The sequence below is a fragment of the Micromonospora sp. KC723 genome (genome assembly GCF_004348595.1).
Lineage (GTDB): Bacteria > Actinomycetota > Actinomycetes > Mycobacteriales > Micromonosporaceae > Micromonospora.
Map to the genome: position 1 here is coordinate 1 of NZ_SMKD01000079.1, position 25,478 is coordinate 25,478.

At 68.2% G+C, this 25,478-nt stretch carries 25 protein-coding genes, 17 tRNA genes and 1 pseudogene; 9 read left to right on the forward strand and 34 right to left on the reverse strand.

Translation table 11 applies throughout. The features are described from left to right. A partial coding sequence (locus tag E1165_RS17970) for a dihydrofolate reductase family protein (protein WP_132392934.1) occupies nucleotides 1-477 on the forward strand: 477 nt, incomplete at its 5' end. 530 nt (nucleotides 478-1,007) lie between these two features. On the opposite strand, the pseudogene E1165_RS17975 reads toward E1165_RS17970, so the two are convergent. The 21 genes and pseudogenes from E1165_RS17975 to E1165_RS18070 form a co-directional block, all read right to left on the reverse strand. Continuing rightward, nucleotides 1,008-1,565, reverse strand: a pseudogene (locus E1165_RS17975) (dihydrofolate reductase family protein). A gap of 57 nt (nucleotides 1,566-1,622) precedes the next feature. Next, nucleotides 1,623-1,695, reverse strand: a tRNA-Arg gene (locus E1165_RS17980). A 1-nt stretch (nucleotide 1,696) separates the two neighbouring features. Next, nucleotides 1,697-1,775, reverse strand: a tRNA-Ile gene (locus E1165_RS17985). Between the two features lies 1 nt (nucleotide 1,776). Beyond that, nucleotides 1,777-1,863 (reverse strand) — tRNA-Ser (locus E1165_RS17990). A gap of 5 nt (nucleotides 1,864-1,868) precedes the next feature. After that, nucleotides 1,869-1,942 (reverse strand) — tRNA-Asp (locus E1165_RS17995). A gap of 25 nt (nucleotides 1,943-1,967) precedes the next feature. Then, a tRNA-Ala gene (locus E1165_RS18000) sits at nucleotides 1,968-2,040 on the reverse strand. Between the two features lie 79 nt (nucleotides 2,041-2,119). Beyond that, nucleotides 2,120-2,202: transfer RNA gene (locus E1165_RS18005), tRNA-Leu, on the reverse strand. Nucleotide 2,203: 1 nt separating this feature from the next. Continuing rightward, nucleotides 2,204-2,278 (reverse strand) — tRNA-Met (locus E1165_RS18010). A gap of 4 nt (nucleotides 2,279-2,282) precedes the next feature. Beyond that, nucleotides 2,283-2,357, reverse strand: a tRNA-Leu gene (locus E1165_RS18015). Between the two features lie 8 nt (nucleotides 2,358-2,365). Beyond that, nucleotides 2,366-2,437 (reverse strand) — tRNA-Gln (locus tag E1165_RS18020). 38 nt (nucleotides 2,438-2,475) lie between these two features. Beyond that, nucleotides 2,476-2,919, reverse strand: a complete 444-nt coding sequence (locus E1165_RS18025) for an HNH endonuclease (RefSeq protein ID WP_132392936.1) — start codon at nucleotides 2,917-2,919, stop codon at nucleotides 2,476-2,478. A gap of 36 nt (nucleotides 2,920-2,955) precedes the next feature. Then, nucleotides 2,956-3,028 (reverse strand) — tRNA-Gly (locus tag E1165_RS18030). A gap of 4 nt (nucleotides 3,029-3,032) precedes the next feature. After that, nucleotides 3,033-3,104 (reverse strand) — tRNA-Thr (locus E1165_RS18035). 10 nt (nucleotides 3,105-3,114) lie between these two features. Further along, nucleotides 3,115-3,193, reverse strand: a tRNA-Leu gene (locus tag E1165_RS18040). Nucleotides 3,194-3,277: 84 nt separating this feature from the next. Continuing rightward, a tRNA-Gly gene (locus E1165_RS18045) sits at nucleotides 3,278-3,353 on the reverse strand. A gap of 16 nt (nucleotides 3,354-3,369) precedes the next feature. Next, a tRNA-Glu gene (locus tag E1165_RS18050) sits at nucleotides 3,370-3,443 on the reverse strand. 52 nt (nucleotides 3,444-3,495) lie between these two features. Beyond that, nucleotides 3,496-3,566: transfer RNA gene (locus E1165_RS18055), tRNA-Phe, on the reverse strand. Between the two features lie 54 nt (nucleotides 3,567-3,620). Further along, nucleotides 3,621-3,698: transfer RNA gene (locus E1165_RS18060), tRNA-Ala, on the reverse strand. Between the two features lie 181 nt (nucleotides 3,699-3,879). Further along, nucleotides 3,880-3,952, reverse strand: a tRNA-Trp gene (locus tag E1165_RS18065). Between the two features lie 74 nt (nucleotides 3,953-4,026). Beyond that, nucleotides 4,027-4,158 (reverse strand): hypothetical protein, encoded by a 132-nt coding sequence (locus E1165_RS30410; RefSeq protein WP_256370681.1) that lies wholly within the window; start codon nucleotides 4,156-4,158, stop codon nucleotides 4,027-4,029. Nucleotides 4,159-4,587: 429 nt separating this feature from the next. Then, nucleotides 4,588-5,073 carry a hypothetical protein gene (locus tag E1165_RS18070; RefSeq protein ID WP_132392938.1) on the reverse strand — a complete coding sequence of 162 codons (486 nt, stop codon included), beginning with the start codon at nucleotides 5,071-5,073 and terminating at the stop codon, nucleotides 4,588-4,590. 902 nt (nucleotides 5,074-5,975) lie between these two features. On the opposite strand from E1165_RS18070, the gene E1165_RS18075 reads away from it, so the two are divergent. Both E1165_RS18075 and E1165_RS18080 read left to right on the forward strand, forming a co-directional pair. After that, nucleotides 5,976-6,533, forward strand: coding sequence for a cysteine hydrolase family protein (locus E1165_RS18075; RefSeq protein WP_207916941.1), 558 nt, complete (start codon nucleotides 5,976-5,978; stop codon nucleotides 6,531-6,533). A 7-nt stretch (nucleotides 6,534-6,540) separates the two neighbouring features. Then, entirely contained in the window at nucleotides 6,541-7,464 is a 924-nt protein-coding gene (locus E1165_RS18080) for a GlxA family transcriptional regulator (RefSeq protein WP_132392940.1), read from the forward strand. A gap of 683 nt (nucleotides 7,465-8,147) precedes the next feature. Here E1165_RS18080 and E1165_RS18090 read toward each other — a convergent pair. After that, nucleotides 8,148-8,570, reverse strand: coding sequence for a hypothetical protein (locus tag E1165_RS18090; RefSeq protein ID WP_132392942.1), 423 nt, complete (start codon nucleotides 8,568-8,570; stop codon nucleotides 8,148-8,150). Between the two features lie 206 nt (nucleotides 8,571-8,776). Between E1165_RS18090 and E1165_RS18095 the strand changes: the two genes are divergently transcribed. Next, nucleotides 8,777-8,980 (forward strand): ATP-binding protein, encoded by a 204-nt coding sequence (locus E1165_RS18095; RefSeq protein WP_132392944.1) that lies wholly within the window; start codon nucleotides 8,777-8,779, stop codon nucleotides 8,978-8,980. 145 nt (nucleotides 8,981-9,125) lie between these two features. Here the strand turns inward: E1165_RS18095 and E1165_RS18100 are convergent, their stop codons facing one another. From E1165_RS18100 to E1165_RS18115, 4 genes are all read right to left on the reverse strand, one after another. After that, on the reverse strand, nucleotides 9,126-9,320 hold the full coding sequence (locus E1165_RS18100) for a hypothetical protein (RefSeq protein ID WP_132392946.1): 195 nt from the start codon (nucleotides 9,318-9,320) through the stop codon (nucleotides 9,126-9,128). Nucleotides 9,321-9,823: 503 nt separating this feature from the next. Further along, nucleotides 9,824-12,892 carry a tetratricopeptide repeat protein gene (locus E1165_RS18105; protein ID WP_132392948.1) on the reverse strand — a complete coding sequence of 1,023 codons (3,069 nt, stop codon included), beginning with the start codon at nucleotides 12,890-12,892 and terminating at the stop codon, nucleotides 9,824-9,826. Further along, nucleotides 12,889-13,365: a hypothetical protein gene (locus E1165_RS18110; protein WP_132392950.1), complete on the reverse strand. Its 477-nt coding sequence runs from the start codon at nucleotides 13,363-13,365 to the stop codon at nucleotides 12,889-12,891. The genes E1165_RS18105 and E1165_RS18110 overlap by 4 nt, the downstream gene beginning before the upstream one ends. Further along, on the reverse strand, nucleotides 13,343-13,951 hold the full coding sequence (locus tag E1165_RS18115; protein ID WP_165945253.1) for a serine hydrolase domain-containing protein: 609 nt from the start codon (nucleotides 13,949-13,951) through the stop codon (nucleotides 13,343-13,345). The genes E1165_RS18110 and E1165_RS18115 overlap by 23 nt, the downstream gene beginning before the upstream one ends. Before the next feature lie 80 nt (nucleotides 13,952-14,031). Between E1165_RS18115 and E1165_RS18120 the strand changes: the two genes are divergently transcribed. Further along, nucleotides 14,032-14,637, forward strand: a complete 606-nt coding sequence (locus tag E1165_RS18120) for a TetR/AcrR family transcriptional regulator (protein ID WP_132392954.1) — start codon at nucleotides 14,032-14,034, stop codon at nucleotides 14,635-14,637. Nucleotides 14,638-15,081: 444 nt separating this feature from the next. Here the strand turns inward: E1165_RS18120 and E1165_RS29055 are convergent, their stop codons facing one another. The 3 genes from E1165_RS29055 to E1165_RS18130 all read right to left on the reverse strand — a co-directional run bounded on the left by E1165_RS29055 (nucleotide 15,082) and on the right by E1165_RS18130 (nucleotide 17,511). After that, nucleotides 15,082-15,249, reverse strand: a complete 168-nt coding sequence (locus E1165_RS29055; protein ID WP_165945254.1) for a hypothetical protein — start codon at nucleotides 15,247-15,249, stop codon at nucleotides 15,082-15,084. Between the two features lie 407 nt (nucleotides 15,250-15,656). After that, a complete protein-coding gene (locus E1165_RS18125) occupies nucleotides 15,657-16,271 on the reverse strand; it encodes an MOSC domain-containing protein (protein ID WP_132392956.1) in 615 nt (204 codons plus the stop codon). 286 nt (nucleotides 16,272-16,557) lie between these two features. Next, nucleotides 16,558-17,511, reverse strand: coding sequence for a VOC family protein (locus E1165_RS18130; RefSeq protein ID WP_132392958.1), 954 nt, complete (start codon nucleotides 17,509-17,511; stop codon nucleotides 16,558-16,560). Nucleotides 17,512-17,578: 67 nt separating this feature from the next. On the opposite strand from E1165_RS18130, the gene E1165_RS18135 reads away from it, so the two are divergent. Next, entirely contained in the window at nucleotides 17,579-18,202 is a 624-nt protein-coding gene (locus tag E1165_RS18135; RefSeq protein ID WP_132392960.1) for a TetR/AcrR family transcriptional regulator, read from the forward strand. A 194-nt stretch (nucleotides 18,203-18,396) separates the two neighbouring features. On the opposite strand, the gene E1165_RS18140 is transcribed toward E1165_RS18135, so the two are convergent. Both E1165_RS18140 and E1165_RS18145 read right to left on the reverse strand, forming a co-directional pair. Further along, nucleotides 18,397-19,368, reverse strand: a complete 972-nt coding sequence (locus E1165_RS18140; RefSeq protein WP_132392962.1) for a zinc-binding dehydrogenase — start codon at nucleotides 19,366-19,368, stop codon at nucleotides 18,397-18,399. A gap of 209 nt (nucleotides 19,369-19,577) precedes the next feature. Beyond that, a complete protein-coding gene (locus tag E1165_RS18145) occupies nucleotides 19,578-20,285 on the reverse strand; it encodes a transporter substrate-binding domain-containing protein (protein WP_132392964.1) in 708 nt (235 codons plus the stop codon). Nucleotides 20,286-20,439: 154 nt separating this feature from the next. On the opposite strand from E1165_RS18145, the gene E1165_RS18150 reads away from it, so the two are divergent. Continuing rightward, nucleotides 20,440-21,432 (forward strand): nucleoside hydrolase, encoded by a 993-nt coding sequence (locus E1165_RS18150; RefSeq protein WP_132392966.1) that lies wholly within the window; start codon nucleotides 20,440-20,442, stop codon nucleotides 21,430-21,432. 164 nt (nucleotides 21,433-21,596) lie between these two features. On the opposite strand, the gene E1165_RS18155 is transcribed toward E1165_RS18150, so the two are convergent. The 3 genes from E1165_RS18155 to E1165_RS30020 all read right to left on the reverse strand — a co-directional run bounded on the left by E1165_RS18155 (nucleotide 21,597) and on the right by E1165_RS30020 (nucleotide 23,902). Then, entirely contained in the window at nucleotides 21,597-22,184 is a 588-nt protein-coding gene (locus E1165_RS18155; RefSeq protein ID WP_207916942.1) for a LysE family translocator, read from the reverse strand. A 489-nt stretch (nucleotides 22,185-22,673) separates the two neighbouring features. Further along, a complete protein-coding gene (locus E1165_RS18160; protein WP_165945255.1) occupies nucleotides 22,674-23,192 on the reverse strand; it encodes an RICIN domain-containing protein in 519 nt (172 codons plus the stop codon). Nucleotides 23,193-23,581: 389 nt separating this feature from the next. Then, nucleotides 23,582-23,902, reverse strand: coding sequence for a helix-turn-helix domain-containing protein (locus E1165_RS30020; RefSeq protein ID WP_243704851.1), 321 nt, complete (start codon nucleotides 23,900-23,902; stop codon nucleotides 23,582-23,584). Between the two features lie 187 nt (nucleotides 23,903-24,089). Between E1165_RS30020 and E1165_RS18170 the strand changes: the two genes are divergently transcribed. Further along, nucleotides 24,090-24,905, forward strand: coding sequence for an NAD(P)H-binding protein (locus E1165_RS18170; protein ID WP_132392972.1), 816 nt, complete (start codon nucleotides 24,090-24,092; stop codon nucleotides 24,903-24,905). 138 nt (nucleotides 24,906-25,043) lie between these two features. After that, nucleotides 25,044-25,478 (forward strand): hypothetical protein (locus E1165_RS18175; protein ID WP_207916943.1); only part of this gene is annotated, 435 nt, incomplete at its 3' end.

The following is a 25,478-nucleotide window of genomic DNA, read 5'->3' on the forward strand; positions in this document are numbered from 1 at the left end:
TTCTACTACTGCGGCCCCGCCGCCACCCGCACCGCCCTGTCCGTCACCGCCGAAGGCACCCACTTCGACACCGTGCTGGAAGGGCGCCGCAGCTACGAGATCGGACTCAAGGCCGGGGTCACCAACGCCTTCCCTCACCTTCGCCACCTGGTCTTCTCTCGGACCCTCACCGAGAGCCCCGATCCCACCGTCGAGCTGGCCGAAGCCGACCCGGTCCAGACGGTACGCGACCTCAAACGCGAGGACGGCAAGGACATCTGGTTACTCGGTGGCGCCGAACTGGCCGGCGCGCTCTACCAGGAGATCGACCAACTGATCCTCAAAGTGGGCGCACTGACCGTCGGCACCGGCATCCCGCTGTTCTCCCGCACCGCCACCTTCGACCCCCGCGCCTGGCGACTGACCGACCACACCGTCCTCCACAGTGGTGCCGCCTTCCTCACCTACAACCGCCCCGCCGAACCCACCACCGCATAAGGAGGACGTGCACTAACGACCCCGCTCGCCCCGGTCGGCCAACCACACACCGCCACAGCCCGAGGTGATCGGTGAGGTGACAGCCGGGCGGATGCGGGTCGCGTTGAACGGACATTGGCTCAACCCATTGGTCTCCAGAAAACCCCTTCGGCAGATGTACCGGGCCGGTGGTCAAGGCGACGGCGGGTTCTCCTGCTCCTTTGCCCTGCCTCTGAGCTACGCCAGCCGAGCCGGCGGCAGGATTCAACCTGTGACCCGAGGATTACTCGATGAGAAGTATCCGTGGTCTGGGCACCGGCCCGGTACACGCTGTAAAGTTATGTCCCCAGTGGTCAACGTGACGGCGGCGTGTTTCCAGCAGGAGAGAAGCAACCGCCACCATGATCCTCTGTGCCGCTGGCGACATCCACGGAGCCCTCGACCGGCTCTTCGAAGACATCCTCGCCTTCGAGGAGTCGTTCGGCGCTGCGCGGCGAGCGCGAGGAGGACGCCGCGCTGCCGGTGAGCTGGCGGCGATGGACTCCTGTGATTCAGCGCGCGCGGCGGTAGTGCATGGCGACCGCGCCGTTGCGGAGCGGCTCCGCCGAGAGCAGCTCGAGCTGGCGCGTGCCGGGCAGCCCGCCCTGGTACAGCGTCGGGCCGTGGCCGGCGATCCTGGGATGGACGAGCAACCTGTACTCGTCGATCAGGTCCAGCCGGTCGAGCTCGGTCGCGAGCTTGCCGCTTCCGAGGAGGACCCCGGCCGGGGTCGAGTCCTTGAGCTTCTGCACGCCCTCGCGCAGATCGCCGGCGATGTGGTGGCTGTTGGTCCACGGGAAGTCCTTGCGCGTCGACGACACCACGTACTTGGGTTTGGCCTCCAGCTTGACCGCCCACTCGCGCATGGCCGGCGGCGCCTCCTCGTCGCCGCGGGCGACGGCCGGCCAGTAGCTCTCCATCATCTCGTAGGTGACGCGACCCCACAGCATTGCCCCGCCCTCGTTCATGAGACGGGTGAAGAAGGCGTGCGTCTCGTCGTCGGCGATCCCCTCCTAGTGGTCGACGCAACCGTCCAGGGTGAGGTTGAGGCTGAAGGTGAGGAGTCCCATGGCCGGCGAGTCTAACGCCGACGCGTCGGCAATGCCTGGCCTGCATTTTCTTCTGCGTGCCCCCGGCGCGATTCGAACGCGCGACCCCCAGATCCGTAATCTGATGCTCTATCCACTGAGCCACGGGGGCATGGTGTCGTCGGGTGGAGTTGAACCACCGCATCTCCCGGTTATCAGCCGGGTGCCCTTAACCAGCTTGGCCACGACGACATGGCGGAAGGTGAGGGACTCGAACCCCCGACGGTGTGACCCGTTACGGGTTAGCAACCCGCTGCCTTACCAACTCGGCCAACCTTCCATGCGCGCTGACGACGGGACTCGAACCCGCGAACCCCCCGGCTGACAACCGGGTGCTCTGGCCGCTGAGCTACGCCAGCATGGGCCCGGCCAGCGGCCGGGAAGTGAAGACGAGGGGAGTCGAACCCCTGACCTCTGCATTGCGAAAGCAGCGCGCTACCACCTGCGCCACGTCCCCATGGTTCGACCGTGCGGAGTCGACCGGTTCTTTCGGGGTGCCCCGGGGGTCGCGGCTCCGCTCCGCCTTCGGCCTCGCGTGCGCTCGGGGGGAGTCGAACCCCACGCCTTCCGGCACCGGCTTCTGAATCCGGCGTGTCTACCTGAGTTCCACCACGAGCGCGTGGTGCCGGCGCCCGGTGTCGATCCGGGTGCCTTCCGGTTATGAGCCGGATGCTCTGCCGTTGAGCTACGTCGGCTCGGTGCCCCCGGCCCGATTCGAACGGGCACTGTTGGCCGCCTCACGACCACGTCTCCTGCCAGTTGGACTACGAGGGCATTTGCCGCTCCCAGGCCAGGATTCGAACCCAGCTTTCCGCATCCAGAGTGCGGCGTCTTGCCGACTAGACGACCTGGGACGGGTGGCCGGCGAGCCCACGGTCCCGCCGGCCGGTGATCAGCGCCGCATCATGCTCGACCAGGTGGGCACGACCGGCTGGAACCGAAGTTCCATCCCCGCCTCGGCGGGGGTCAGGTTCGCCTTGCGCTGGTTGCACGCGTAGCACGCGCTGATCGTGTTCTGCCACGTGTTCCGCCCGCCCCGCGAGCGGGGCACGATGTGGTCGACGGTGGTCGCCGGCGCGGAGCAGTAGCCGCACCGGTGGCCGTCGCGGCGCAGCACGCCGCCCTTGCTCCAGGCGGGCCCGTGGGTGTAGCGCCACTTCGTGACGACGTACCGGACGAGCCGAAGCACCCGGGGCATCGGGAAGATGCCGAGGTGCCGGTCGGGCTCGGCTTCGTGGATCTCGGCGACCTGGCGCACGAGCATCCGGATCGCGTGTTGAATCGGGACCCGGTGCAGCGGTCCCAGGTCGGCGTTGAGGACCAGAACGGCGTCCACCGGGCCTCCTTCCTGTCGTGTGCCGGTGGTTGTCGGAGCGGCTGACCGGTTTCGAACCGGCGACCTCGACGTTGGCAACGTCGCGCTCTACCTGCTGAGCTACAACCGCATGCAGCCGCCGCGGGAAGTCGAACCCCGGACCTCTTCCGTACCAAGCAAGCGCTCGGCCACTGAGCTACGGCGGCATGGCTTCCATGGTGCCCCGAGCGGGATTCGAACCCGCACTGTGCGCGGTTTGAGCGCGCTGCCTCCTACCAGGTTGGGCTACCAGGGCGAGATTCCGCATGCTCCGGGAGCAGGAATCGAACCTGCGCATGTACCGGATCCGAAGTCCCGTCGCCTGCCAACCCCGCAATGGTGGAGCGGCCGGCGGGCATCGAACCCGCTTCTCCGGTGTGGAAGACCGGCATGTCCGCCGAGTTCACCACGACCGCATGGCATCGTGCTGCGTAGGCCGTACGGGGCTCGAACCCGTAACCTCCTGGCTGAGAACCAGGTGAGCTGCCAGCTCGCTCCAACGGCCCATGGATCCGGCGGGGAACCTGGTCGCGCGCGCGACCGCCGACCCGCCAACGTGCCCCCCGGGGTCGAACCGGGAACCTCTCGGGCTTCAACCGAGCGCTCCACCACCTGAACCTGACGGGCTTGCGGTGACACTTCCGTACCCGCGCCATCTTCGACGCGGTCACCAGGCGGGCCCGTGGAGAAGAGGGGACCCGAACCCCTGAACTTTCCTTCGGCGTGCCACGCCGACGCTCTACCAGCTGAGCTACCACCCCATGGTCCGGGAGTCGAACCCCGTGTCTCTCGCTCCCAGAGCGAGCGGGTCAGCCGTCTCCCTCGTCCCGGAGGTGATGCTCCCCGGCCGGGCTTGTGGTGGTGCCGGCCGGGGTCTTGCTAATGCCATCCACTGTGGAGTTGAAAATCAACAACGTCACCGGCCGCAGCCGGGACGAAAAGCAGGGGCGACAGGACTCGAACCTGCAACCTTCGGTTTTGGAGACCGATGCTCCACCAATTGAGCTACACCCCTATGAGTTCTTGTCGGGTAACGAAGAAGCCGCCCTGTCCCTGGCGGGGTGGGCGGCTTCGCAGCTTGCGCTGACGCTATTCGCGCCGCCACCCCGGCTTCCAGTTCTGCTCGCTCGCGCACAGATCGTGGGCTCGCCCGACCGAGGGCAGCACGACACCGCCACGCGGCACGAACGGCGTGGATTCGGTGGAGACGTACTGCGACACGGGGAACTCCTCGGGTTGGTCCGGTTGGCCTTGCTCATTCAAGGTAGGTGCCGCGCCGTCGGGATGGCAATGGATATTCCGAGACACGTTCATGTGATTAGCTGTCGAGCTAGGTGTGGGTCACGGTCCGAAGACAACCGTTTGAGTATCCCCACGGTAGCGATGATCAGCATCGCGCCGTCCTTCCGAATGTACTCGAACTCCTTCGTCACGTCGTCCTTGTGGCTGGCGCCGCTCTCGAAAACAGGTCCTCGACCATGAGCGCCACCGCTCGTCGGGGGAGCGTTGCCGTGGCAACTTTGCACCGCCTCGGCGAACACCTTCCGCGTGCCGTACGCCTCGCGGACCTGCTCCAGCGCCCTCGCGCCCGGCCAATGGCGGCAGGGGCGTCACCCTCACGCAGCAGGCCGCGCGCGTCGCGCAACAACTTCACGGCGTCAGCGAAGTCGGCGCCATCGGCGAGCGGCACCAGCAGCTCAGGGTAGGTCCCGCCTTCGACTTCCTCCAGGTCTCAGCCCACTCGCCGGAGCCAATGCCAAAGGACACTTGCCCCGTCGGCTGCGCGAAGCGGGCCGGCTTGCCCTCGTCCTGAAGCACCTGAAGGGCCAGGATCAGCCAGATGCGCTTACCTGCGCGCTGCTCTTCGATCACGTGCATCTGGTGGTCGCTGATGAACCCGCGCATCCGGAACGAGCCCTGCTGGTTGATCACGGTCACCAGGTGCTCGCCGGCCATCCGGCACACGTAGTGGCGGTCCTGCTGCGAGTCGCGGGGGCTCACGTACAGCGCCACCGACAGCCGAAGATGCTCATCGAGGGGCCTCACCGGCGAATCCTCACTCCGCCGCTGGGTCGGGGCCTGCCGGTAGATGGTCAGACCGAGGTTGACCTGCGGTCTGCCGATGCCGGGCGGCATCGGCAGGGCGTGACACCTTGACCTTGGTGCGCTGCTCCAGGTTCCGCGGGCGCGCCAATGTGCTACACGGACAGGTCGTCAAGCGTGATCAAGCCCGTCATGAACTCACCGTCTCTGAGCGTTGCGGTGGCGCTGTGCCCGGAGTAGGCGGAGCCGCCGATGGAGGCGACAGCGTTATGGCTAGATCCTCAAGTCCGCTCGGAGTATCCTGCCCACTGATGGCGCGGCAGCGCAGGCCCGATCAGCAGCCCCGGGATCAACAGAAGAACTGGGCAAAGTTGATCCAATCGAACCTTGGGATATGCGACAGTAAGGCTCGTCCTCGCCCGACACGTTTGGCGCGCGCATCGAGATCGGATGATGCCCAGCCTGCGGTGATGGTACCGGGCCAGACCCGAAGACCGTCACGACCTCTCCCCCGCACCCGGTTGCACGCCGTGCCCGTTGACGCGGAGGCCGTGATCAACGACGGTCAGCTCCTGGGCGTAGCTGCCCGCACGGTCGCGCAGGTCAAGCCAGGTCACTCGGTGCGACTGGGAACCAGATCAACACGGTGCAGCGGCGAAGTACGCAACCGACGACGCCGAGCGAAGCCACGGTGACCGCCAGCGTCGTGAGCCGTACGAGACCGCGTCGCTGCGGTTGGCGCACAGCCTGGCACCGACACCTGATCTTGACGTACCGTCCACGACTACGAACGCCTACCAGAACACCGTGCTGCCATGGTCCAGTGGGCGGATGCTCGTGAGGCTCCGCCGAGCCCTCATCGCCATCCAACTGGCCTGAGCCACAGCGCTGACAAACCGCGAAGATCAAGATCAGCACTCGCCGTGTCACAATCGGACCACTGCTTGACCAGGTCATGCCTACACGTCTCGCGCCATCACACGAATCCTTGGGCCATGAAGAACGCACTTGTCATCATCGACGTGCAGGAGTCTTTCCAACACCTCGCGGACTGGCACCTCGTCTCCGAGCCGAACATCGTCGGCAAGGTCAACCATCTCGCGGACTGGGCGCGGGCACGGGGCGACTACATCGTCTGGGTCCTCGGCTCGCGACCGGGCACGGGCACGGTGTTCGATCCCGAGCTGGGATTCGTACGCCTGATGGACGGTCTCGATCGGCGTGCCAACGAACCGGTGCTCCTCAAGAACTCACACAACGCTTTCACCACGACGAGCCTGCACCAGCACCTCACCCGGCGCGGTATCCGCGGGCTGACCATCTGTGGCATCAAGACCGAGCAGTGCTGCGAGACCACCGCCCGCATCGGTTCCGACCTGGGATTCGACGTGACGTTCGCCATTGACGCCACCGCGACCTGCCCGATCCCCCACCCGGAAGGCAACGGCGTACTCAGCGTTCGGCAGATCCGGCAGCGCACCGAGTACGTGCTCAGTGGCCGTTTTGCCGCCGTCCGTACGGTGGCGGACCTGACCGGCACCAGCGGAGGCTGACGACACCATGCCCAAGGTCGTGTTCCTCCTGGTCCCGGACGTGCACCTGCTCGAGATCGCCGCCCCCGCGCAAGTGTTCTCCACGGCTGCGGACATCGGGCTTGCGTACACCCTGTGTTATGTCTCGGAGCAGCCCCGAGTGACGACGGTTCAGGGAGTGGCGCTGACCGCGGACATTCAGTGGCCGGACCTCGACCGCGAAGACCTGCTGATCGTGCCGGGATGGCGCGGTCCTACCCGGATGATCGGCGCCGCCACCGCAGAGCGCCTGCGGGCGCATCATGCGGCCGGCGGCACGGTCGCCAGTGTGTGCGCAGGAGCGGATACGCTCGGCCGAGCGGGTCTGCTCGATGGCCGTCGTTGTACCACGCATCACACGATCCAGGAGGAACTGGCCCGAAGATATCCAGCTGCCACGGTCGTGCGGGACGTCCTGTACGTCTCCGACGACCGAGTGGTTACCTGCGCCGGCGCGGCCAGCGCCGGCGACCTCGCACTGCACCTGCTGAGCACACGTCACGGCCCCAGCGCCGCCTCCACCGTGGCCCGCACCCTGGTCGCTCATTCGTGGCGGGACGGGGCCGACGACCAGGAAAGCGTGGCGCTGCGTTACCGGTCGCACCTCGACGAAGCCGTCCACCGCGTGCAGAACCTGATTGGCAGCCGGTTCGCCGAGCGGCTGCCGCTTCGCGTGCTGGCCGCCGAGGCCGGATGCAGCCCACGGACGGTCACACGCCAGTTCCAGCAGGCCACCGGCATCACACCACTGGCCTACCAGCAGAGCCTGCGCCTGCAACGAGCCGAACACCTCATGCAACGCGGCGCCACCGCCGAAGCGGCCGCCCGCCAGGTCGGCTTCGTCGACGGAAGAATGCTGCGGCGTCTTCGCAGCCGGGCAACGCAGGGGACGACAACAGATGACACCGCGTGACCGGCAGCTGTGACAGCGCGTGACCAGCTGATCCCGAGCCGGCCCCAGGCCAGGTACGGACTCAGGTCACCGCCGCAGGTGTGGATGCCTGCCTGCTGATGCGCGCGGGCCACCCAGGCCCGGCACCCACGCCGCCGTACCCCGGGGGACGTCACCGGCGTCGTCGATGCAACGGCGCACACGTACCGGCTCGGTGGCACGGCCAGCAGGTGATGGCGCTGACGCTGAGCCGCGGCCTCGCCAGCCATGTCTGCGTGCCGGCCTCGACCGCGTCGGACTCCCCCACACCGTCAAGGAGGACGACACCGCTTGCCTCCCGCTCACTACCTCACTGCCCACGAACTGCCGCACCACGCCGCCCGCGTCGACCCCGGCGAACGGGTACCCGTCCATGGCGCGGCCGGTGGCGTGGGCACCGCCTGCTCGACCTCGGCCGCCCACGCGGCGCGACAGGTACGGCGTCGCGGCGCCCCGCGAACAACCAGGGCTCCTGGGAGCGCGACGCCCGCGACCGGGCGGCGTACTGGCAGCAGGTGGTCACCGAGGGCTGGCTGCGGAGGAGGACATCCGGCCCCGGCGCCGGCCGGACCGGGCGGGCGTGAGGGGATCCGCGCCGCCCGGGTGAGCGGGGGCGGTGGGGTCGACCGCCGGGGCAGGACGGGCCCCACTCCGGCGGTCCACGCTCAGATGCCGCGGAACACCGCCGTGGCGGCCACCGTTGCGGTCGGGACCGGTACACCGGCACAGGAAACATCGATGCGGCCGGTGTCGAAGAAGCCGATCACGTCGGTCGCGCATTCCACCAGCGCCGAGCCATGCACGTCGTCATCTACCGTGTACACCCGGCCACCTACGATGGCGTGCGTCTGGATTGTCCACCCGTACGGCGACGGCGTCTCCCAGCGGTGTCCGGCGAGCACCAGCGACCCGCCGCCGGGACGGATCCGGAACGCCTGTACGGGAAGCGGCCAGCCGGCGCATGCGGCGGAGAAGTTGTTGTCCCGTCCCGTCATCGGGTTGCGCGCGAGGCGCTGTTGGTAGGCCGTCCACGCGGTGGCGAGATCGGCCCGGCTCGGGTCCTCGTTGCAGAGCGCGGCCCGGTTCATCGTCGGGTTGGACCGCTCCGGCGCGTCGGCCGGTGGCGTCGGCTCCGGCGCGCCCGAACCGCCGACAATCTCCTTGACCGTGGTCCGCGAAGACGGCAGTGCTGAACCGCGGGATGGCGACGCTGTCCAGGAACATGCGGCCAACGCGCAGCGGCTGAAGATCACTGGTGTGCGTACCAGGTCGCTGAGCAGCTGGTGAGCCCGAGGTGCCACCGTACGAGGTTCCAGCGCTGTTCGAACCGTTCCGCCGCCTAGGGGCGCACCGCCAACTCACGGCAACAGGCGCTGGGCTCGGCCTGTCCATCGTTCGGTCGGTGGCGGCAACCCACGGTGGACAGGCCGCCGCGACTGGCCGGGAAGACGGCGGCCTCGTGGTCACGGTCACGCTCCCAGGCGACCCAAGCGATTGACGACGACCCGCCCGATGAGCTCACGACGCGCATCGGCGGGGCTGAAGCGTCCGTCCAAGCGATCGTGGACGACCGGCACCCGTCCCTGGCCAACAGGCGGCGGGGCGGCTTTCGGTTGCTGTCGGGCGGGTAGGACGTCCAGTCGTCACACGGCAATCGCGGGTAGTGGGGGGCGGGGTGCGACCGCGGCAGCAGCGAAGCCGACCCACGCCCGGGTGAGCGCGGCGACGGCGGCGCTGATCGTCTCCGGGGCGGCGACGTACGGCAGGCGCAGCCGGTCGGCGCTGCCTCCGGACGGGTCCAGCGAGCCACCGGGCAGCACCGCCACGCTGTGCCGCATCGCGGACTGTGCGTACGACGCCGCCTCAACGCCGGGCAGTTGTACCCACAGCGTCTGCCCGCCCAGGGCCGGCTGGGAATCGCCAGGTCGGACGGTTTCGCCGCAGTTCGTCGCAGAGGTGGCGCTGATCGTCTTCTTTCCCGTGCTCGGCCCGCTGGTGGTGACGCCCGAAACGGCCGAACAGTGGAGCGGCAGTTCTTCGCCCCGAGCATCGACGAGGTCGAACGCACCCTGGCCGTTCGCGCCGTCTACCTCGCGGTCCGGGGGACCTGATGCCCACGCGCGCTACGGCGACGTTCGGTCTTCGTGCGCCAGCAAATCCTGGCGCAGCCGCTGCGGCCCCCACGCTCGACAGCCCCGGCGATCTAGCCTGTGTCGAAGTCGGTGCCAGGGCTTAGGTCGGCTTGAGGGTCCCCGCGTGTCGGTGATCGCAAGTGGCCGAGGTCGCCGGTAGATGGTGCAGCGACCAAGCAGAACCCGAAACCGGAGACCTCGTGGACGCCCTAGCGGTGACGAGGCGGTTCGACCTGACCGACGGGCCACTCGGCGGCCTCCTCGCCCTGCCTGAGCCGGTCGACTACGTCGGCGACGGCGCGGCGGGCGGCGTGCAGGTCATCGGCGTACGCTGGCGACCTCCGGGCCAGGGCTTCGTAGATCGTGACCAGTTCCTCCGCTGCGGCCAGCGCCCCCGGTAGGTCGAGGCCGCGGCTGGTACGCACCCGGACGATGCCATGCAGCGTTTCGATGAGGCCGAGCAGATGGGCGGGCGGGTTCACCTCGGCAAGCTGTCGCCGAATGATCACCGCTTCCCTCGTCGGTGTGACCGACTGCAGCACCCGGCCGATGGCGAACAGACGATGACCGAGGTTGTTCAGCGACGAAGCGAGGTACGGCAGGTGGTCAGGGTCGTGATCGGCCAGCCTCCGGTGAATCGTGACGGATTCCTCGATCGGCGCTACGGCCTCGTCGTCGCGCCCCTGCCTGGACAGCTGCGTACCGAGGTTGTTCAGCGCGATCGCGTAGTCCATCAGATGCGCGGCCCGATCCGCCTCCGCCAGCCAGCGGTACGCCTCGACGCTGTCCCGACTGACGTCCAGGGCCTCGTCCCAGCGACCCAGTCGGGCCAGCAGACCGCCGAGCTCCTTCAGCGCCGACGCGAGGCGGCCCAGGTGCGCGGCGGGGAGGCTCTGCGCCAGCCGCTGGTAGATCGCCGCCGCCTCTCTGGTCCGGATCAGCGCCTCCTCGTACCGGCCCAGTTTGGACAGTTGGATTCCCAGGTTTCGCAGCGCCAACGCCAGGTGGGGCAGGTTCGCGGCGGGGACCGTCTCGGCCAACCGTCGGTAGATCGCAGCCGCCTCTTCGGTGGGGACGAGGGCCTCCTCCTGCCGGCCGAGGTGGGACAGGCGGGCACCCAGGCCGGTCAGCGCCAGCGCGAACTCGGGCAGGTGGGCGGCGGGATCGACGTCGACGAGGTGCCGGTACAGCTCGACGTTCTCCCGGCCGAGGGCCAGCGCCTCCTCGTTGCGGCCCAGCCTCGACAGCCGGATACCGAGGTTGTGCTGCACCATCGCGAGGCCGGACAGGTACTCGTCGGGATCATTGGCGGCCAACTCCCGGAACAGGTCGACGGCCTCCCGGCTGATCGCGAGGGCCTCCGCGTGCCTGCCCAGCCGCGACAGCACGATGCCAAGACTGTTGAGCACCAGGGCCAGTTCGGGCCCGTGCTCGTCGGGATCGGCGGTGGCCAGCTCCCGGAACAGGTCGACGGCCTGCCGGCTGACCGGGAGGGCCTGCGCGCTCCGGCCGACGTCGAGCAGGTGCGTGCCGAGGCTGTGCAGAGCCATCGCGAGCGCCGGCAGGTGGGCGGCAGGATCTGCCTCGGCCAGCCGTCGCCGAATCGCCACCGTCTCCTCGGCGCAGGCCAGCCCCTCCTCCCACCGGCCCAGGTGGGACAGACGCATTCCCAAGGTCTGCAGGTGGGCCGCACGGTCGGCCGGTGGCGCGTCGGCGGGCAGGGTGTCGAGCAGGCGCCGGGCGAGGTCGTGGGCCGCCCGGCTCAGGTCGGTGTTGAACCGGGGAAGCTCCCGGTACACGGCGACGGCGAGCGGGCGGGGGGCGTGAGCGGTGACCAGGTCGAGCAGCGGCGCGGTGGCGTGGACGACAAGTCGTGGCCGCTCGGCCAGCCGGTCGAACAGGGCGGTGCGCGCGGTGTCGTGACGGGCAGCGGCGGCGGCCAGCACGATCAGGCTGCGGCGGACCGCCGCCGCGTCAGGTCCGGTCGGCTCGTCGGTCAGGAGGCTCCGCAGTAGTTGCCCGGCCAGTGGATGGGCGAGATGAGCGGCAACGAAGTCCTCGCCGAGGCGGTCCGGACGCAACGGTGTGAAAAGCTCCACCGTGGACGCTTCGGCGGACGCCAGCGGCGGGTACAGCCGGCCGTGGACGTCGAGGAGCCGGTGGGCGGCGGCGTCGCCGTCGGCGAGCCGGGCCCGGCGCACCAGCGCGCAGGCGGTGACCTCGTCAGGGGCGGGGCCGAACAGCGTTGCGACAAACACCGCCCGGCGGATCTCCTCGACGCGGGCCCCGGTCACGTCGGTGGTCGCGCTCCAGTACCGCTCCTCGTGGCCGAGCAGGTACCGCGACAGGCCGGCCCGTTCGGGCGGTGCCTGGCCCTCGACGCAGGCCCAGACCGCGGCGAGGGCGGCCATGTGCAGGGTCAGCGGGGAGGCGTAGGCGACGTCGTCGAGATCAGCCGGGGCCGTTACCGGCTCGGACGGGGCACCCAGCCGGGCGGCGAAGGCGGCGGTGGCGTCGGCGTAAGCGGCCCGCCGGGCGGCCGGGTCGGTGGTGAAGTCGCCCAGGCCGAGCGGCGGATCTTGGTCGACGCCGACGCCGTCGAGCTGCGCGGACACCGACTCCCACCAGCCGAACTGCGGTCGGGCCAGCAACAGCACGCGCACCCGCCGACCGGGATGGTCCAACGCCAGGCTCTCGATCATCGAGGTGAGTACCGACAGCCGCCAACGCTCGGCGTAGTCGACCACAACCAGCAACGGGACGTTGTCGGCCAACGGCTTGGTCTCACCGGCGGTTAGCCGTGGGTTTTTCTCCACCGCCTGCACGACCATCCACTGTCGGCCATAGCAGCCGGAGGCGAACCGGCTGGCCAGGCGTGTTTTGCCGGCACCGCCGGCACCGTGCAGCAGCAGGACAGACAGCAGCTCGTCGCACTCGTCGCGCCAGGCGCGCAGTCGCTCCTCCTCGACCGGCCGGGGCCGGTAGTCGACTACCTGCCGGTGCGGGTCGAGCAGAAAGCTGGGCCCCTGCTGCGCCCGCGGCAAACGCACCGGAACCACCGGCGCGGGCCGGCAGAGTTCCAGCCGGTAGTCGACCCGGTCCAGCAGCACGGTCACATCGCCACCGGCGTACCCGACCTGGATGTTGTGACCGGCGACCGCCGCCCCCTCTGCGACGATCTGGGTGGCGATCGGCGCGGTGGCGTCACCGGCCACGGCCACCGCACCGGCCCCCGCGGCGCTGACCGCCGGGCTGGCGCCGCCATCCGGCCGCTTCACGACGCCGTACCGGGGCCCCGGAACCGGGTCGTGATCGGCGCCCGGCTGTCGCCGCCCACCACCACCGACCCGGGGCCCGCCGCGTGCAACCCCGACACCGGCGCCACGCCGGTTGTCCCGCCGCCGGCCGTCACAGAAGCGACACCGGCCACGTCGGTGGCAACCCCAGCCACGTTGTCGCCAACAACCACCACCGCACCCGGCGCGGCCACCGCCGCTCGACTCGACGGCGGCGTCCCAGGTACGCCACTCTGTCGCCACGTCGGCCACGCCACCGCCAGGCCGGCGAGGCCCACGGCGGTCGAGACGAAGAATCCCACGATGGTGACCCACTTGTCGGCCCGGTCCACACCTTGCCGTCGTAGGAAAACCAGCCAGAGGGCGGCAGCCACAACGAAGACCGCCAGCGCCACTGCGATGATCACTTTACGTGCCCGGGCCATGCCCTCATCATGGCCGACGACGGCCAGCAAGGGGTGACGGCGGATGTCGCCGTGGCCGCGGCGCGACGGGCCGCCACCAAGCGCATTGGTGAGGGGCGGCAATCTCCTCAGCGAAGAATCGCCCGACGGTGCGTCCGGTGACGGCTTTCACGAGCCCGCTGAGGATGTAACCGTAGGTGACGCCGTGGTATCCGTGCCGCTCGCCCGGGTTCCACCAAAGCCGCTGCCGCTCGATCCGGCGCAACACCGGGTCCAGCGCGACCGCATCGTCGTTGCTCACCGGCCGGTCCAGGGCGGCAAGGCCGGAACGATGCGAGAGCACCAGGTGCACCGGAATCTCGGCCTTGTCCGCCTGCCCGAAGTCAGGCCAGTACTCGGCGATGGGCCGTTCCAGGTCGATGACGCCACGCTCGACTAGCAGCAGAACGGCAGCCGTCGCCAGCGACTTGCTGATGGAGGCGATGGTTGTCACCGTGTTTCGTTCCCAGGCCTGAGTCCGTTCACGGTCGACGTGGCCGCCCCATATCTCCACAATCGGCCGGCCGCCCCGGTAGACGCCCAGTGAGGCACCGATCTCCCGCCCCGACTCGAGGGAGTCGGCGAAGACGTCCCACACTGGCCCGAAGCCATCCTCGCAATGTCCTCGAACCACACTTCCGATAGTCACTATCAAAAGATATCAGGTAACATGAAGGCATGGAAGCGAGGGACCTCCGCGACCCGAGAGTGCAGGGGAGCGGACTGCGTGCGCGCAAACGGAGGCAGACCGAACGCCGCATCCAGGCCGCCGCGCTCGGCCTGTTCAACCGGTATGGCTTCGACGCCGTCACCGTCGAGCAGGTCGCGGCCGAGGCCGACGTGTCAGTCGTAACGGTCTATCGGTACTTCGTCACCAAGGAGAACCTCGTCCTCCAGGACCCCTTCGAGGGCGAGCTGACCGACGCTATCCTCGAAGCGATCCGCACCGGCCACGACATCCCCTCGGCCGTCCAGCACGTCCTCGAACAGCTGCCCGCGGAGCGCGCGGAAGACACCGAGCAGGACGCCCGAGTTCGCATCCGCCTCGCCAACGAGATCCCAGCGATCGCCGGCGCAGCACACATCCGCGCCCGCGCCCGCGCCAAGCAGCTCGTCGAGGCGCTGCCCGGCGGGCGAACGGACAGATTGGACGCACGAGTACAGGTCCTCGCGACCCTCGCCGCCCTCGAAGCTGCCGCCGACCACTGGCACGACGCCCCGGATGCGGGCACGCTGCGCGACGTCTCCTTAGCCGCTGTACGAACGCTGCGCACGACGTGGTGAGCCAAGAAGTCCTCGCCGGATGTCTGCCGCGAACTGATCGTCACCGTGGGTGGGAGCGGTGCTGGTCGCCAACTTCCGGACGATGAGCGGATGTCACGTCACGTCCGCGTTCCTGCGGTTGTCGACGAGTAGAGCTACCAGCTCGTTCAACAACACTTCGAGGTCCTCGGTGGGTGGCTGGTCGTAGTGCTTGTTGACCATCCGGCCATCGGAGACACGAATCGTCGCGAGTTCCACCCTCGCCGGGCATCCAGACCATGATGTCCCCGAGCGCGGCTTCGGTCTGACGTTCGCTGATCACGACCGGTTTCTCGATCGGACGCCCGTGCCAGACGATGTCCAGCTGCGACCAGGTCATGGCTCGGGCCGTGAAGGCAGTCGACAGCTCTTGGGTCCCAAGGGAGCCTGCCCGGCAGTTCGGGTTCGTGTGAGCTCTCCGCGTCGTCAGAGGCCGTCCGACAGGGCCGCCATGCTCTCGGCATACCGGCGTAGTGACGCCTTGGAGGCGGTGACGGCGTAGCGCCGGGAACTGGTCCCGGCACCCTCGCCGAGGGCAACGCCGGCCACGACGGGTAGCTGGGAGAACGACATGCCCGCCAGGCCGGCTGCCACACGGCTGGGATGTCGGCGGCAACGTCATCCGGCGCCTCCAAGCCGTAGTCAACCTGGGAGACGCCGAGCGCCATCGCCGCCCCGGGGGACACGAGACAGGGCTCCACCGTGATCGCAAGAGTCAGCGGATGCATGCGGGGCTCCAGCCAAGTCGCCGATCGGCCTTTTCCACCGCACCGCGATTAGATCGGCCTGCACCAATCATCGGCCCTGTGTCCGCTCTTGGGTGTGCGCGTCCAATGATCGTCACCGACCGCGATGCCGCGCCGACGGGCAACTCGCCGGCCCGCATGCCCTCCTCGGAAACGTCCAGCGCCAGAGCGACGAGTTCGGTCAGGTGTCACGCCGGCATATTGGCCGCGTCCGCATCTGCCGCAGCCACTGGCGGTCGTGTTGATCAGCTGTCGTCACGTCTTGAGAGCCTCGATGGCAGGCCGGCCGAGGGTGGCGGGGAGTTGCCGTATGGTGTCGCCTATCCCGATTGTTGCGCCGACGAGCACTCGGGCGTTGAGGCCGCGCAGACGTAGTCGCTGGCCTTCCTCGGTCCAGACGATCTTGTGGGCGTCGCGTCCGAACCGGGCGGCGAACTTGGCACAACCGTTGTGCGGCTGGTCAGTCACTTCGATTACGGCCCGGTCGCCGATCACCAGGCGTGACCCGGCTGGCATGGCGTCGATGCTCAGGTCGAGATCGACGTAGAGCTGATCCCCGGCAAGCGCCCAGGCGTCACGATCGGGACCGGCGATCAGTTCGATGAAACGGGAGTTGATGATGTTCAGCTGCATGTCGGGGTGCGGTGAACGGTCGGTCGTTCGTGAGCTGGGCCGTTGACTCCAGCTGTCGCCGAGCAGCCCGGCGTCAGGGTCCAGTTCGGCCAGGGACAGCACCTCGCGGGCGTCAACGGCCGGCCGACGTACGGCCAGCGCCAGGGTGCCGATACCCCGCGGGGACCGCCGCACGAGGCGCAGCCCTTCCATGATCTCGTCCATAGAGCGAGGACGTACGGTGATGGAATTCTCCATGGTCCGACTGTGCTCCACGCATATCCTCGGCGTCCAAACAGTTCTCGAAACACGAGACCGGCACAGGGGCATGCTCCGTTCGCCTTCAATGGCGCTGTCGCACGCCATCGCTGCATCCGCATCTGCCGCCAACCGGGCGTACGTTGCGTGACGGGCCTGGGGTGGGCTGAACGCTGGTCGTTCCGATGACAGGACTCCTCGGCGGGCCACGGTCGTAGGTCAACGAAACAAGTAGCCGAGTTGGGTGCGTTGGTTCGCCGGACGATGTAGGGGTGTTTCTGTCGGTTCAACGGAAGGCGATCACCGTTCCGATCGCGGCGGTGGCTGGTACGAAGAGCTCTCCGGATGCCGCTCGACACAGCGGGACCTTGTTGGTCTGGAGGAGGTCCTTCGTCGCGGCCAGGTCGCGGACTGCGACCGTGTAGGCGACGAGGGTGGGCAGCGCCGGTGGTTGCTGTCCGGGCAGAGCCTCGGCGAGGCGGGATGCCGGCACCAGGGTCAGTGTCGCCGCGCCGAGATCGAACACACACCCGCGTCCATTGGCCTTGGGTGTGCGGTCAAGGTAAGCCTCGTAGCGTGTCCGGACCGCGTCCAACTCAGGGTCGGCAATGCAGAGCGTAGCGTCGACGAGACCGACGGCACCGTTGGGATGGTCGGCCGCGCGGGAGCTCTGGATTCCGGGATCCAGATCCGCGGCGACACCGATCCTGCCTTCGGCCTCCACGCCAGGTCGAACGCCGTCGATCTCCAGATATCGGACTGTTTCGACTTGCGGGCCTACTGGGCGTCGCACGGTGTTGACCCCGCCGTGTTTGATCCCGGAGTTCGTGAGACGAGCTGCGGTCGCCTCGATATCGGACGAGGACAGCATCAGGATGTGCAGGCCCTCGTACCGGTCCAGACAGTCGGACAGGTTGGCGCTGGTGGCGTTGATCCGCTCCATCAGCGATGGCAGCACGGCGGGCGGGGCGTTCAGCGGGACCAGTCGCGCGTCGGCCGGCACTCGGCTACCCACGCCGTCGACGTCGACGACGGTCACCAGTTCGACGAAGTCCTGAGAAAAATCGGCGTGGGTGTTGGCTGCGCCGAACGGCTCGAGCGCGCCTCCGTCCTGCGGCACCATCGCGGGATAACTCGGCGCGGGCAGCGCGAACCCTAGCCGTCGATACAGCTGGAGCGCGGCGGGCATATCGCGGACCACGTGACCGACGTGGTGCAGGCGGGTGATCTCAGGGGTCATGTCGACCACGCTAGAAGTAGTTTGACCACATGGTCAAGCTACTTTCGGGGTGGGTACCCTGGGACGAATGAGCGCCCAGCACGTAGACGGCAGGCGTCTGCGTTACCAGCACCGGCGGCCCGAACTACTCGATGCCGTGGTCAACTACGTTCTCGCGCACGGGTTAGCGGATCTGGCGATGCGGCCGTTGGCCGAGGCAGTAGGGGTCAGCCACGCGGCTCTGCTGCACCACTTCGGCACAAAGGAGGCCCTCCTCATCGAGGTGACCGATGTGCTTCGCCAGCGGCTGGCCGACGCGGCCGGCGTGGCCGACTCATCCGGCAGCCTGGCCGACCTCGGCTCGTGGTGGCGGCGGTCGACGACCGAGGACCGCCTGCCGGTCTATCGCTTGTTGTTCGAGGTCCTCGCCCAGGCCACACGAGAACCGGAGCGCTACGAGCGTTTCCTTCAGAAAGCAATGCACGACGCGCTTGGGCTCATGCAGCGGCTGGTCTTGGCGGAAGGATGCCCCGGCGAGCAAGCGCCCTTGATCGCGTCGATGATCGTGGCTCAGGCACGCGGCCTGCAACTCGATCTCCTGGCCACCAACGACCGCGAACGCGTCGACCACGCCTTCTCTGTCTTCATCGACCTGATCGACCGCCTGAGACAAAGCTGGACCAGCCAGTCACCACCAACGCAACCGCACTGACCCCACCCCCTCGTCCAAGGTCGCTTCGGAGTGCACGCTCATGCCGCGAGCCACTCGTTACACACGGTCACCTTCCTGAACGTCGTTGACCGTGCCGTCTTGCCGATAACCGATTGGTCCGGCTTGGCGGAGCGCCTCAGGCCGCAAGCTCGGTCGCGATGCGGTGGCCTGGTCGCCGCTCCCCACCACAGGCCTCAGATCAGCAGCAGGGTCTTCCCCACGGCGGTGCGGTTTTCGACCGCGGTGTGCGCGTCGGCGGCACGCTCCAACGGAAAGGTCTGCCCGATGATCGGTCGGATGAGTCCCGCTGCCACCTGGTTTATCACCAACTCCGCCCACCGCACTGAATTCGGTCCGAAATCAAAAAGCTGCTCGATACCGATCACCTCCACGCCCCTGTGGCGCGCCTCCTCACGATCGATGACCGTGGCCTCGCCGCTGGAGGCGCCGTGCACCGAGAAACGGCCGCCGCGGGCTGTCACCTCGAACGCGGCCCGCCCGATCTGGCCGCCGACGCCGTCGAACACCACATCCGGTCCCGTGCCGCCGGTCGCCTCGAGCACTCGCTCGGTCCAGCCTGGTTCGGAGTAGTCGACCACCACGTCGGCACCCAGTTCCCGGGCGACATCGAGTTTCCGCGATCCGCGAGCGGCTCCGACGACTTGCGCGCCCGCCGCGCGGGCGAGTTGCACCAACAGGCTGCCCACCCCACCCGCCGCCGCTTCGACCAGAACCCAGTCGCCAGGGCCGATCTTGGCGTGTTCGACCAGCCCCTGCGCCGTGCTGCCATCGCTGTGAAGGGCGGTGGCCTCCGGCAGGCCAAGTCCGTCCGGCACCGGGAACAGCTTCCCGACCAGTGCCACCGCCCGCTCGGCGAAACCACCGGTCGCTCCCGTGCTGGCAACGACACGCCGCCCCAGCCAAGCCGGATCCACCTGCGCGCCGACCGCGCTCACAAGCCCGGCAACCAGACCGCCCGGCACATACGGCAATCCCGGCCGTTCATGCCACCTGTCGGTGCCACGCCGGATCTGCGTCTCGACGAACGATATGCCCGCCACCGCCACATCGACCACGACCTGGCCCGGCTCGGCCACCGGATCCGGCGCCTCGCCTGGGACCAGTACCTCGGGACCCCCGAAACGGATCGCCTGAACCACTCGCATACCACCTGCTCCCATCCGTTCGCCGACGCGAACGCCGAAAGCATGCAACCTCAAGTTTGGTCGAGGTCAACCGTCGCATCCCTGGCGAGACGGCGATCCCACGCATCGCATCAAGCCGTCGTCTGAGCACAACCGCAACATCCGCACGTAGGCAGGGCGCGCTGGTGTTGGCGCGCCTGTCACTTTCGGTAGCCGTCAATCGGCGTACCTCAGCCGGGCGGTGCGACGGTCGCGTCACGGCGACCTGCGCGACCCAGGGACTCGGCGACAAACCCGCTGGCCTTAAGCTGCTCAACGAAGTCGTGCAGGTAGGCGACGGTTTGTTCGCGACGCGATCGGGTGGTGCCCACCGCCTGGCGGATCTCCATGAAGTGTGGTTCGAGCAGGCGAACGCCGCCCTGGGCGGCGGCAAAGTCGGCGAGCGGCTGGCGGATGCCGGCTGCGACATCGAGCTGCTGCTCGGTGAAGACCGTGGTCCCCTCGACGCCGCGTACGACCTCTGCGTGCTTGAGGGTGCGGGAGAGGTGCAGATCGTAGGCAGATCCTGCCTTGACCCCGACGCGAACGCCAGGGCGATCGACGTCGGCGGCCGAGACGAGGGGTGACATCTCGGGGACTGCGAAGGCCCCCTCGATGACAACGTAAGGAGCCGTGAAGGCGACGCTCTCCGTCCGTGCTGGGTCGATAGCCAGAAAGCAGATGTCGGCCTGGTCCTGCTCCATCGCCGCGAATGACTCCCGGGCCGCTGCGAAGCAGAGCAGTTCGAGCGGGATACCGAGCTGGGCGGAAAGTTCGCGAGCGATGTCCACTGTGATGCCGCTAGGGGACTCCGGCGTGCCCTGGGCGAGGACGGGATTGCCAAGGTTGATCGAGGCTCGCAGCGTGCCGGTGGGAGCGAGGTCGCTGAGGATGTCCATGTGACGTATCCTGCCCGTCACCCCGCGGACGACAGCGGCCGGGCACGTCGAGCGCGGCGACCTGCGCAACAAGGTTCACCTGGCGGTTCCGCCTCACCGGGCCGGCCGGGGTCCACCTCCGGCGGGTACGTCCGGATCCGGCAGACTGGCCATCATGAGCCGTAAGACCATCCTCGATGTCGACACCGGAACAGACGACGCCGTAGCGATCCTCGTGGCCGCACTACACCCCGATCTCGACCTGATCGGCGTCACCACGGTCAGCGGTAACGTGCCGGTCGAGAACACCACGGACAACACCTTGCGTGTGCTGGATCTCATCAACCGGTCCGACATTCCGGTGTTTCCCGGGCTGGCTCACCCGATCGCTCGGCGCGGGTTCCCCGGTCAACGGCATTTCACGCCGGGTACGAAGGGAGACATGCACGGCATCTCGCTGCCCTTGCCCGAGGCGCGTACCGCGGCGCAGTCGACCAGCGCGGTCGAGTATCTCCTCGAAACCCTTCGGCGCACCACCGAGCAGCTCACCTTGGTTGCGGTCGGCCCGCTGAGCAACATCGCCACCGCAGCCACGATCGACCCCTCCATCCGAGACGCGGTGGACGACCTGGTCGTCATGGGAGGCGCGCACGCCCACGGCAACGTGACCGCATCGGCGGAGTTCAACGTCTGGGCAGACCCAGAGGCGGCGAACATGGTGTTCTCGGCCGGCTTCCCCCGCCTTACGCTGGTCACGCTCGACGCCACCCACCAGGCGCTGATCACCCGCAAGGACTGCGCCACGTTCGCGGCACTGGAAACTCCAGCGGGTCACGCCGCCGCGGACCTGATCAGCCGTAGGATCGACGCTTACAGCGCGAACCATGGCGCGCGGATCGCGGAAACCGCGCCGGTGCACGACGCAGTCTGTGTCGCCTACCTTCTACGGCCGGACATCGTGACGACCCGCCATCTGCACGTCACCGTCGACACGACAGGCCCGGTCACGGTCGGTCGCACCGTCTTCGACATGCGCCCGAACGCCACCGGCACACCCAATGCCCACGTGGCGTTCACCGCCGACGCGCGCATGCTCGTTGGCCTGCTCGTGGAGACCTGGGCCCATGGCCAGCGTAGCCTCAGGGTGCCGGGTGATCTGACCGGTTGACCTCGCCGGTTCCGACACGACACAAAGGCCTGCCGCCGTGCCGGGCGAGACCCGATCAGCCACACCACACCGTCCCGGGCATCCCGGACCTCCAGCCTCGAACGATTAGCAACCTTATGGTCCCGAGCACCGTGCCCACGTCCGTCCCTCCCACGAGTCGCTTGTCAGTTGGCTTCCGCGGCTACCCGCATCCCGAAGCCGATCAGCACCACACCCGTCACACGGTCCAGCAGGCGCCGGACGCGAGGCCGTTCGAAGACCGAGCGCGCCCTGGACACGAGGTAGGCATAACACCCGAGCCACGTCAGAGTCAGCGCCGCGTGCAGCACGACCAGCAGGCCCAGGCCGGCCGCCGTGGGCAGTCCGTGCGGGGCCAGGGTCGGCAGCAGGCCGGTGTAAAAGACGGCGATCTTCGGATTGAGAACGTTCGTGGTCAGGCCCGTCACGTACGCTCGCCCCGAGCCGGTCACCTTCAACTCGGCGGTCCGCGGCGCGGAGCGGCGGCTCTGCCACAGGGCATGCAGCCCGAGGAAGACCAGGTATGCGGCACCCAGAATCTTGACGACGAAGTACGCCTGTGCCGAGGCCGCGAGGATCGCCGCGAGCCCTACCACCGTGAACACGCCCCACACGAGCAGCCCGGTGGCGATTCCGGCAGCGGTCCGCAGGGCCGCCCCTCTGCCAGAGGCGATCGCACGCTTGGTGACCACCGCCATGTCCGGCCCCGGTACCACGGTCAACAGGCCGAGCACTCCGACCGCTATGGCTGTCTGCGTCCACATGCAGCCAGTCTGCTTCCAAACGATCACAGCTGAGATGTCACAACGGTCATGATCGCACACTCTCGGCTTGAGGTACGAGACCGCATCTGCGCAGGGACAGAGGAGCGCCTCTGGCACCTCCCCCGTCGATCAGGCGTGGTTGAGAAGCCGTAGCCGACCTGGGCCGTGAGCTTGATCAGGTGCGCACTTCCGCCGCCGACCGCGTATTCGTTCGACGATCGTCCGCCTCGACGAACCGCCTCGCTGACACGTCGGCCAGCAGTAGTGTGCTCTCGCCGATGTCCGCTCACCAAGTCTCGCCGCGCTGTATGTCTCATCCGCTCCATCCACCGGCGGCCAGCGGATCCTCCTCACGCAAGAGGCCGCCTGATCTCGTCGACGACATCCGAGGCGGCCCGATCGCGAGAACATCCGGGTCCAGCGCCGCGGTCAGGCGGCGCCAGCCCCCGCAGCCGCCAGTCACCCGTCGATGTAGATGGCCTTGAACTCCCAACCCTGCTCTTGGCCGCCGGTCATGCTCCACTGAACCAGGCGCGCGCCCACGTCGACGCTGCCGCCGCCTTCCACGGAAACCACCTTGCCGCTCTTGCCGTTGATCAGGTAGCCGCCGCTGCTGCGCCAACTCTGCTCGAGTCCGCCGTTGCAGGTCCATTGGATGATCGCGGCGCCGTTGGCGGTGCTGCCGCCGTCCGCGACGGACAGGCACTTGCCGCTCTTGTCGTTGATGATGCGCGAGCCAGACCAGTGCCAGAAACGTTCCGGCGTGCTGTCGCCCGGGAAGGGACAGCCCCATTGGATGATGTGGGCACCGTTGGCCAGGCTGCCGCCGCCACCGACGGACATGCACAGCGCACTCTTGTAGTTCATGATGTTGTAGTGGGTGGCGGCGTGGGCCGGAGACGCGACGGCCAGCGTGGACGCGGTGACCGCCGCGGTCGCCGTCAGACCGGCCAGGATGGTGCGTACGCTGCGTGACATGCGGGCCTCCCCATGTCGAGTGTCCTCAGTGACTTTCATGCAGGCCGATCTCGAAGATCACCCAACGCGGACTCTACGATCCGCCGCACGTGGACGGAACCGACGCAAGATCGAATTTGGGTGATGTTCACCGGCTTTATGCCGCGAGCCTGGCCACCCAGAACACCGGTCACGACATCGGACCGTCTACGAGGTGGGCCGCTTGGACCCGCTCATCTACGGCTGCGCGTCACATCGCGGTACGACACTGGGCGGTGCGAGTGCCGCCGAGGCCCACAGCCCTTGACACACGCCGCATCGGTCGGCCCCGATCCAGGGCTCAGGCGATGGCGGACAGGTCATGATTGCGGGAGCGGAAAAGAGGCAGGACGTTGACGGCGCGCTGCGCGTCACCGGATCTCGTTGTCGGGGTGGTCGCCGTCGTAGGCCTGACGGGCTTGGGCGATGGCTGCGCGGTGTGCCAGTGACCAGTCGGCGAGCGCTTTGACGAGGTGGGTGAGGCTTGCGCCGGTTTCGGTGAGGCGGTAGTCGACCTGGGCGGGCACGGTCGGGTACACGGTCCGGAGGACGAGGCCGTCTCGTTCCAGGCGGCGCACCGTGAGGGTCAGCATGCGCTGGGAGATCCCGTCGATGGCGCGCTGGAGTTGGCGGAAGCGTCGCGGCCCATTGGCGAGTTCGACGATCACGAGGACCGACCACTTGTCACCCACCCGGTCAAGAACATCTCGGATGCCGCAGTCCGGGTGATCCGGCTGTCCGCATGGTTCGAGCTTGGCTGCTCCTGGGGTTACATCAGTGTGCCTTAGTGACACGAGACTGCCTCCTTGTGAGCCGCCGGGCGCGGGTTCAGGATCACCGTAGTTACTGAAGAGAACCACGATAGGAGACCGAACCGCAATGATCATGGTGACCGGCGCCAACGGACAGCTCGCTTCCCTAACACTCGCAGAGCTCGACGAGCGGGAGGCACCTGCCCTGGGAGGGAGTCGCACTCCCACCAGCGCACAGCGCCACCTTGACTTCGACGACCCCGCAACCCTCGACCTCACCGGCGTTTCGACCCTGCTATTCGTCTCGGCCGGGTATGCCGAGGACGACCGGGTCATCGCGCGTCACCGGACTCTTCTCGACGCTGCAGGCCGCGATGGCGTGGCCCACGTGATTTACACCAGCCTGACCATTGCCGGCGACCACCTCGGGTTCGCACTCGCCCACCGGGCCACCGAGCAAATGATCAAGACCAGCGGGCTCGCGTGGACCATCCTGCGCAACGGGCTGTACGCCGAACTCTTCGGTGCCTTGCTCGCCTGGACTCCCGACGGCTTGGAATCAGCATTCGGAACCGGCGCACTCTCCGTGGTACCACGGGCCGACCTGGCAGCTGCCGCGGCCGTCGTCGCATGCGAGCCCACCACGCATGTCGGAAAGGTCTACGACCTGGTTGGCGACCCGATTACCGCTGGCGACATCGCCAATCGTCTCGGTGTCGTCCACCGCACGATCGGACTGGGTGAGTACCGCACCCGCCTACTCGGCAACGCCAACCTGCTGCCATTCCAGCCGCCGATGCTCGCCTCAATCGCCACCAGTGTCCGCCACGGGTTTCTCAACAACACCAGCCCCGACCTCGTGCGCCTGCTAGATCGACCGCTCACAGATCCACTCACCGTCGCCGCGGGTGCCGCGACCGCCATGCGTCCCGGCACGCACTGACACAGATAATGCTGGCGAGTACTGGCCACTCAAGAACCCGCAAGCGTCCGGGTCATGTTCTCGATCATCCTGGTCGCCGGCCGGTGGGCCGCCGAGAAGCCCCCGGACAGGATCTCGCCGGACCGGTGGACGCGGGACATGGCTGCCGAGTACGTCGCCGACACGATGACCGCCGTGGTCGGCCAGTGGGCCGGCCACCACCTGAACAAGACCAACTCCGGCAAGAAGCTCCGTGCCTCCGGCATGGCCAACCGGCTCGACGCGCCGCGCGGCTTCCTCTGCGATCTGATCGAGTGGGAATGGTTCACCCCCGCGGTTCGACCCGCGCCGGGTGCTGTCCCCACCGGTGTCGGTCCGCGCCGCGCTCGGCCCCAACCCGCGCATCATCGACGACGTGGCCTGGGCCAAGCTCATGGCCGCCGGACTCACGTTCAACCCGAGGACCTCGCCGAGTACGGCTCGCCCGCCGCACGCGAAGCCGGCAGCCTCCAGACCGGTGATGCGCCTGGTTGCGGCCCGTGGACCTGCCTCCACGACGAGCCAGTGACAGCCGACGCCGGGCGGTGGCGGTGG